At 38.9% G+C, this 7,985-nt stretch carries 7 protein-coding genes; all 7 read left to right on the top strand.

Going from position 1 to position 7,985, the window contains the following annotated elements:
• Window positions 1-262 precede the first annotated feature (262 nt).
• The 7 genes from KO530_RS22095 to KO530_RS05150 all read left to right on the top strand — a co-directional run bounded on the left by KO530_RS22095 (window position 263) and on the right by KO530_RS05150 (window position 7,982).
• A complete protein-coding gene (locus KO530_RS22095) occupies window positions 263-385 on the top strand; it encodes a hypothetical protein (RefSeq protein ID WP_289847863.1) in 123 nt (40 codons plus the stop codon).
• A gap of 35 nt (window positions 386-420) precedes the next feature.
• A complete protein-coding gene (gene apt, locus KO530_RS05175) occupies window positions 421-957 on the top strand; it encodes an adenine phosphoribosyltransferase (protein ID WP_216047345.1) in 537 nt (178 codons plus the stop codon).
• Window positions 958-963: 6 nt separating this feature from the next.
• Window positions 964-3,525: a DNA polymerase III subunit gamma/tau gene (gene dnaX / locus KO530_RS05170; RefSeq protein ID WP_216047344.1), complete on the top strand. Its 2,562-nt coding sequence runs from the start codon at window positions 964-966 to the stop codon at window positions 3,523-3,525.
• Window positions 3,526-3,553: 28 nt separating this feature from the next.
• Window positions 3,554-3,880: a YbaB/EbfC family nucleoid-associated protein gene (locus KO530_RS05165; protein ID WP_216047343.1), complete on the top strand. Its 327-nt coding sequence runs from the start codon at window positions 3,554-3,556 to the stop codon at window positions 3,878-3,880.
• A gap of 10 nt (window positions 3,881-3,890) precedes the next feature.
• The gene (gene recR / locus KO530_RS05160) at window positions 3,891-4,490 is read left to right on the top strand and encodes a recombination mediator RecR (RefSeq protein WP_216047342.1); all 600 of its coding nucleotides are present in this window, start codon (window positions 3,891-3,893) and stop codon (window positions 4,488-4,490) included.
• Window positions 4,491-4,684: 194 nt separating this feature from the next.
• Complete coding sequence (gene htpG / locus KO530_RS05155) at window positions 4,685-6,607, top strand: molecular chaperone HtpG (RefSeq protein WP_216047341.1); 1,923 nt, start codon at window positions 4,685-4,687, stop codon at window positions 6,605-6,607.
• Window positions 6,608-6,818: 211 nt separating this feature from the next.
• Window positions 6,819-7,982, top strand: coding sequence for an AI-2E family transporter (locus tag KO530_RS05150; protein WP_354667864.1), 1,164 nt, complete (start codon window positions 6,819-6,821; stop codon window positions 7,980-7,982).
• The last annotated feature ends 3 nt before the right edge of the window (window positions 7,983-7,985 follow it).

Below are 7,985 nucleotides of genomic sequence, written 5' to 3'. Positions count from 1 at the left end.
GAGAGAAAATGCATGTACAACCCCGTAGCACGGGCTTCAGCCCGTGGAATCTAAATTTAACGCTACCATTGGCTTAAAGTAATCTGTTTTTCCATCTATGTTTAAAAATTGTTCATACTATTTCTAATAAGTGATGAGAATATTAACTGGCAGCTTACTTTAAAGGTAACAATTGTCGATCAAAGCTGATTAAGCCTATTAATTTTAGCTTGTTTGCATTACTATTTGGCGCTTCTAAAATAGGATTTATTGGAGTTTTAAAATGCAAGATCATAGTTTTGAAAAAGACCCTTTTAGCTGGACATATTTATTAGTGGCCCTTGTTGTCTTATTGGCACTTCCTCTTTTACCTGCTATCGCTGGTTGGCTAACGTTTTACCTTTAACCCCAATAATTAAGCGAGCCACTAAGAGGAAGTCTGTGTCAGCTGAATATATAAAATCAATCGTTAAAACCGTCCCTGATTATCCAAAACCAGGAATTTTGTTCCGTGATGTTACCTCAGTATTGGAAGACCATACCGCTTTTTCAAGCAGTATTGCTTTACTACTAGAAAAGTTTGCACCACTAAAATTTGATAAAATTGCTGGAACTGAAGCTAGAGGGTTCTTGTTTGGCGCGCCTCTAGCAATAGAAATGGGGATAGGCTTTATTCCGGTTCGTAAGCCGAATAAGTTACCTCGGGAAACCATTTCTGAATCATACGAACTGGAATATGGGATGGATACGTTAGAAATTCATTCTGATGCAATTAAGCCTGGTGAAAAAGTATTGATGATAGATGATCTGCTCGCTACAGGCGGGACTATGGTTGCTACTGCCAATTTGATTAGAAAACTTGGTGGAATAGTTGAACATGCTGGCTTTATCATTTCTCTTCCTGACTTGGGTGGCGAAGCTAAACTAAATGAGCATGGCGTTCAATGTCATGCTTTATGCGATTTTGATGGTGAATAACGTCTAATGGCTTATCAGGTACTTGCTCGTAAATGGCGTCCTAATCGATTTTCTGAATTGGTTGGCCAAGAGCACGTTGTTACAGCGATCTCAAACGCATTAGATAATAATAGACTGCATCACGCTTACCTGTTTACGGGGACGCGAGGAGTTGGTAAAACAACAATTGCACGAATATTTTCTAAAAGCTTGAATTGTGAAACTGGTTTAAGCGCTAATCCTTGTGGTAAGTGTCATACTTGCTTGGATATTGAAAATGGCAGTTTTGTTGATCTGTTGGAAATTGATGCAGCATCAAGAACAAAAGTTGAAGATACGCGCGAGCTTCTCGACAATGTTCAATACAAACCAACACGTGGACAGTTTAAGGTTTATTTAATAGATGAAGTGCATATGTTGTCTAAACATAGCTTCAATGCACTTTTAAAAACCCTTGAAGAGCCGCCTCCACATGTGAAGTTTTTGCTCGCAACCACCGATCCACAAAAATTACCTGTGACCATACTGTCTCGTTGTTTACAGTTCAATTTAAAAGCGTTATCACGGGATCAAATTACTCAGCAGTTAAGTTATATACTTAAAGAAGAGAATATCTTTAGCGAGCCTCAGGCATTATCGCAATTGGCTCGAGCTGCGCAAGGAAGCATGAGAGATGCTTTAAGTTTGACAGATCAAGCCATCGCTCAAGGTGATGGCAAAGTATCAAATGTCATAGTTACCGATATGCTAGGCCTAATGGATAAAGGCCAAATAATCAAACTACTGCATACTGTTTTTAGTAATGAGCCGGCACAAGTCATGGCGCAAATAGAAACAATGTCGCAACAATCAGTAAATTATGAACAGGTGTTATCAGAGCTAATGAGTTTGCTACATCAAGTTGCTCTGACTCAATTCGTACCAGAAGCTTGTAAGCTCGAAACCGTAGCAGCACGGGCTGTATACCAATTAGCTAAAATGATGCCGCCTGAGCAAGTTCAATTAGCGTATCAAATTGCCTTGCAGGGCAAAAAAGACATAAGCCATGCTGCAGATGCTCGCATAGGTTTAGAAATGACGCTTTTACGTATGTTAGCATTCAACCCTTCGCCGATTTCTTTGACGATTGATGAAACTAACAGTTTGACCACAAAAGCCAGTACATCATCGATTCCCATTCATAGTGATACTGGAGAAAAAAAAACGGTTGAAAAAGCTGAGTTTAATGGAAACGAAATAGAACAAACTCTTGTTGAACAACAAAGTGATATTATCCGTCAAGCTAATTCCTTAGTGGGAACCCAAGCAAGAGGTTCTGAACGTTCAAATGCAAATGATTTACATCAGGAAATCCAAGCAACTCAGGTTGATAATGTTGCTCAAAATCCTGTAGATATAGATTTTCAGAAGAACCATGAGAACCAACAAAATTACGAAAATTCCGATGTTTACCATCAGGAATATTTTGAACAGCAGAGCAATTTAGCTGATTTCCATGCAGACAACACTGTTCAAAATTCAGATACAAATGAAGTTAATAATTTACCTACGGCGGAGCAACAGATTTCGCCATCTGAACTAAGCCACAATGATATTAGTGTTCAGGCTAATTCGTTATCAGCAACTGAAAGTCTGATTGCTCTAAAAGATAGACTTTCTAAGTTAGAAGTGGCTTCGGATGAAGAAGAGAAAAAGGAAGTAAAGTCTACAGATGACTTTCTACCTTCGCGCTTCAAGCCTCAGTCAAATAATATAATTGAAGACTCTGCAGTCATTGAAAAAAGCCAAGATATTTCAGAACAAGAAATAGATGCTCAAAAACAGATTGGTACACAATTTACAGATTCTGAAAACTCAGAGACGCAATTTAACCCTAGCAACGAAATTATTCCAATAGAATCTGATTCTGATAGCCATATTGATTTATCCGAACAGGCGGTTAGCCCTGACGTTTTAGCAGACGAAGATGCAAAATCACAAGCTAGTATTGATAGTGATTATGCTGAACAACAACACAATCAGGATACTCCACCCTGGCTACCTGAAACTGCAGCAAATTCACAAAGTATTACAGACTCTGAGCAAGTCGCTGTAAATGACGAGGAAATACAAGAAGAGTTCGATCCAATGGCTCATCTTAATGAACCTGTAGAAGTGAATGTGGATTTTGACGTGCCAGCATTTCTAGAAAATGGCGAAAAGGTAATACATTCCAGTCAGTTAGATACTTGGAGTCAATTAATCGAACAAATGCAGGTCACCGCGTTAACTAAGCAATTAGCGCTGCACTCGTCTTATGAAAAAAATGATAACCTTGTGACCTTGAAGTTGTTAGATTCGAAACTACATTTAGATACTGTTACAGCTAGAAGTCAGTTACAACAGGCTTTAAGTGAACTTTTTCAGCAACAAATTGAATTACGTATTGAGCATTGTCAGCCAATAAGTACACCATTTGCAGTGCAGCAAACCATTAATCAGGTAAGAATGCAGCATGCAAAAAATGTTGCTGAAACGAATCCTGAAATAAATAGGATTAAAAATATATTTTCTGCGCAGGTGATAGAGTCTAGTATCAAGCCTCGCTAATTTAATTTACCAATAAAGAGAGAGTGTTATGTTTAAAGGTGGTATGGGTAATATCATGAAGCAAGCGCAGCAAATGCAAGAGCGCATGCAAAAATCACAGGAAGAATTAGCGACAATTGAAGTCACCGGAGAATCTGGTGCTGGCCTAGTTAAAGTTACCATGACTTGTAATCATAATGTCAGACGAGTAGATATCGATCCATCTTTAATGGAAGACGATAAAGAGATGATTGAAGATCTTGTTGCCGCTGCGATTAATGATGCTGTACGTCGTGTTCAAGAAACAACTAAAGAGAAAATGGGGGATGTAACAGGGGGAATGCCCCTACCTCCTGGCTTCAAGATGCCGTTTTAAGAAGAAATAGATGCAATATAGCCCCCTCATTACTGAACTGATAGGCGCATTAACTCACTTACCCGGCGTAGGTAAGAAGAGTGCTCAGCGTATGGCGTTTCATTTGTTAGAGCGTAATAGAGAAGGGGCTTTGCAACTGAGTCAAGTACTGCATAATGCGATGGAGCACATCCAACACTGTCAGTCTTGTCGAACCTTTACAGAAGCTAGCTTGTGTTCAATTTGCAGTGATCCTGCTCGAGAAGAGTCTGGACAACTGTGTATTGTTGAGTCTCCGCAAGACGTACTTGCTGTTGAGCAAACCTCAGAGTTTAAAGGACGCTATTTTGTTTTAATGGGGCATTTGTCACCTATTGATGGAATTGGACCTAATGAAATTGGCTTGAATGAGCTTGAAGTTTTACTCAAATCAGACAAATTTAAAGAGGTTATTTTAGCCACAAACCCTACAGTGGAAGGTGAGGCTACAGCTCACTTTATCGCTCAAATGTGCAAATCCAATGAAATTTCTGCCACACGGTTGGCGCATGGAATGCCTGTAGGCGGAGAACTTGAGTATGTAGACGGTAATACTTTGATGCACGCATTTACCGGCAGAAGAGTTATTTAAATTAATCACTTTACTTAACACCACCCGCGTTTGAACAGTTTACTTTAATTGCGCAAATAGCATCCAATTTTTAAATCTTCGTTCTAATTTTTTAATAATTATTGATAATAAATTGTTTTGTTTGCTTGAAAAGAAAGTAAACGACCTTATCTCCTAAGCCTAGAAGCAAAACGGTTTATAGGAGAAATTTGTTTATGGCTGAAACAGCTCACCAAGAAACTCATGGTTTTCAAACTGAAGTAAAGCAATTACTTCAATTGATGATTCATTCACTTTATTCCAACAAAGAAATATTCCTTCGTGAATTGGTTTCAAATGCTGCTGATGCTGCAGATAAATTGAGATTTAAAGTACTTTCTGATCCTTCATTATATGAAAATGACAGTGATCTTTGCGTTAAGCTCAGTGCAGATAAAGAAGCCGGAACCATTACAATTTCAGACAATGGAATTGGAATGAACAAAGAAGACGTTATTGAACATCTTGGTACAATCGCCAAATCTGGTACCAAAGAGTTCTTTAATAATTTATCTGGAGACCAGTCAAAAGACTCGCAGCTAATTGGTCAATTCGGAGTTGGTTTCTATTCTGCTTTTATCGTTGCTGATAACGTCATTGTACGCAGCCGTGCGGCAGGTGACAGTGCAGATAAAGGTGTTGAATGGCAATCTGCCGGTGAAGGCGAATTTACTGTTAAAGATATCGAAAAGGCAGATCGCGGGACGGAAATCATTCTGCATTTGCGCGATGAAGAAAAAGAGTATGCGGATGACTGGCGACTACGCTCAATCGTTACTAAGTACTCTGAACACATTGGTATTCCAGTTAAAATGTGGAAAGAAGAAGTTGCAGAGTCTGAAGGCCCTGATGGCGAAAAAATTCCTGCTCAACCTGGAGAATGGGAAGCCGTCAATAAAGCCAGCGCACTGTGGACTCGAGATAAGTCAGAAATAAGTGATGAAGAATATAACGAGTTCTATAAACATGTTTCTCACGATTTCACCGATCCTTTGCTGCATTCCCACAACAAAGTTGAAGGTAAAACTGAATACACCAGTTTACTGTATATTCCTTCAAAAGCGCCGTTTGATATGTGGAACCGCGATCAGAATCATGGCTTAAAATTATATGTTCAACGTGTATTCATTATGGATGACGCAGAACAGTTTATGCCAGTTTACCTGCGTTTCGTTAAAGGCTTGTTAGATTCAAACGATTTACCTCTAAATGTTTCTCGTGAAATTCTGCAAGATAACAAAATAACTCAGGCAATTCGTCAAGGTTGTACAAAACGCGTTCTGCAAATGCTTGAGCGTCTGGCTAAAAATGATGCTGAAAAATATCAGTTATTCTGGAAAGAGTTTGGTAGTGTCTTAAAAGAAGGCCCTGCAGAAGATCATGCAAACAAAGAAAAAATTGCTGGTTTGCTGCGCTTTGCATCAACTCACAATGACAGTGATGCGCAAACAGTATCATTGGAAGACTATATTGGCCGCATGAAAGAAGGTCAGGAAAAAATATACTTCATTACTGCAGATAGTTACCAAGCAGCTAAATCTAGCCCACACTTAGAGATTTTCCGTAAAAAAGGAATTGAAGTACTGTTAATGGGTGATCGCATTGATGAATGGTTGATGTCTCATTTAACTGAATTCAATGAAAAATCATTCCAGTCTGTAGCACGTGGTGCACTTGATCTTGGTGATTTAGAAGATGAAGAAAGCAAAAAAGAACAAGAGCAAGCTGAAAAAGAAGTTGAAGGCGTATTAGAACGCGTGAAAACTGCTCTAGGCGATAAAGTCGTTGACGTTAAATTTACTCATCGACTAACTGATTCGCCTGCTTGTATCGTAACTGATGAGCAGGGTATGTCTACGCAAATGATTAAACTGATGCAGGCTGCGGGACAACCTGCACCTGAAGCAAAATATCATTTTGAATTGAATCCCGAGCATCAATTGGTGAAATTACTTGCTGATTTACAGGATGAAGGTCAGTTTGGGCAATGGGTTGATGTGTTATACGATCAAGCTGCGTTGTCAGAGCAGGGAAGTCTTAAAGACCCTGCGAGTTTTGTCCAAAACTTGAATAAGCTATTGATTGATCTAGCCAAGTAAATTTTAGATAAAGTGCAAGCAAGCTAAATGCGTTTGCTTGGTTTTCTAGAATAGTAAGCGTTTGAAAAATCCGGTGAGAGTTTCTCATCGGATTTTTTATGTTTGAAGGATTAGAAAGGTATTACACGGGATTAGTTGCCAATGAATAGATGGTAAAATTCTATTCGCCGCACTATTCTAAGTGACAAATAAAAATAACCAAGGTTGAACAGTGTCTGACAATATTACTAGTAGTCAACAAGCTCCTGATGGTGGCACAAATTTAACAACACCAACGGCGGTGAAATCGTTGCATTGGCTGTTAATATTAGCCGTATTTTATACGCTATATTTTGCGCAATCTTTATTGATCCCTTTGGTTTTTACAGTGTTAACAGCGTTATTGTTGAGTCCTTTGGTCACTCTGTTTAAAAAAGTACATATTCCGCGTCCCATCTCTGCAGTTGTGCTGCTAGTGATGTTAGTGGCTCCTTTTAGCTTTTTAGGAGCGCAACTTGCTGAACCTGCACAAAAATGGGCACAGTTAGTTCCAAAGCTTTCTGTTCAATTGAGTGAACAGATTGACAGTATGAGTGAAGCGTTTTCAAAACACGAAACCCTTGCTAAAAAACAAGTCGATGAAAATAACGAAAAGAGTGGTTTTAGTTTTTTTGGCTGGTTTGAAGAAGAAACACCCGAACCCACTCCAAACCCTGAACAAAATGTAGTTAAAGAACATATTAAACAAGGCAGCATTGAGATGTTGCTGTCTGTTTTAGGAGCGACACCAACGTTTATCGGTCAGCTTCTGGCAAGTCTTATATTGATTTTATTTTTACTCATTTTTGGACCGTCTTTGTTTACCGTTTTTATAGAAGATTTCCCAATTGTTAAAAACAAAAAACGAACCGTGTTTTTAGTGACTAAAATTCAACAAACGTTATCGAAGTATATAGTGACGATTAGTATCATCAACTCTGCGTTAGGATTATCTACCGCCGCTATCCTACATTTTTTAGGCGTTCAAGATGCATTGCTGTGGGGCTCCTTAGTGGCTTTGCTCAATTTTGTACCTTATGTAGGCTCTCTCATCAGTCTGATTATTTTGTGCTTGGCTGGTACCGTGCAATTTGGCTTTGAGTTAATCGCTTTAATGCCAAGTGCTGTGTTTTTAATTTTGAATATTGTTGAGTCACAATTTATTACTCCGGCGATTTTAGGACGTAATATGCAAGTAAATCCCTTGGTTATTATTCTATGGTTACTGATGTTGGGGTGGTTATGGGGGATCCTAGGCGTGTTACTAGCAGTGCCAATCCTCGTTTGTATTAAACTGACTATTGCGCAAATTGGTGTATTGCCGCATTGGCTCAAACTAATTGAAGCAAAAGGTTAAAAT

It is taken from the genome of Aliiglaciecola lipolytica (assembly GCF_018860635.1).
Lineage (GTDB): Bacteria > Pseudomonadota > Gammaproteobacteria > Enterobacterales > Alteromonadaceae > Aliiglaciecola > Aliiglaciecola lipolytica_A.
The sequence above is the reverse complement of the archived record's forward strand: the minus strand, read 5'-3'. Positions and strand labels throughout refer to the sequence as shown.

What these genes read in the sequence shown, in the direction of transcription:
- KO530_RS22095 (WP_289847863.1), top strand. Translation starts at nt 263, where the DNA reads ATGCAAGATCATAGTTTTGAAAAAGACCCTTTTAGCTGGACATATTTA.
- dnaX (WP_216047344.1), top strand. Translation starts at nt 964, where the DNA reads ATGGCTTATCAGGTACTTGCTCGTAAATGGCGTCCTAATCGATTTTCT.
- KO530_RS05165 (WP_216047343.1), top strand. Translation starts at nt 3,554, where the DNA reads ATGTTTAAAGGTGGTATGGGTAATATCATGAAGCAAGCGCAGCAAATG.
- recR (WP_216047342.1), top strand. Translation starts at nt 3,891, where the DNA reads ATGCAATATAGCCCCCTCATTACTGAACTGATAGGCGCATTAACTCAC.
- htpG (WP_216047341.1), top strand. Translation starts at nt 4,685, where the DNA reads ATGGCTGAAACAGCTCACCAAGAAACTCATGGTTTTCAAACTGAAGTA.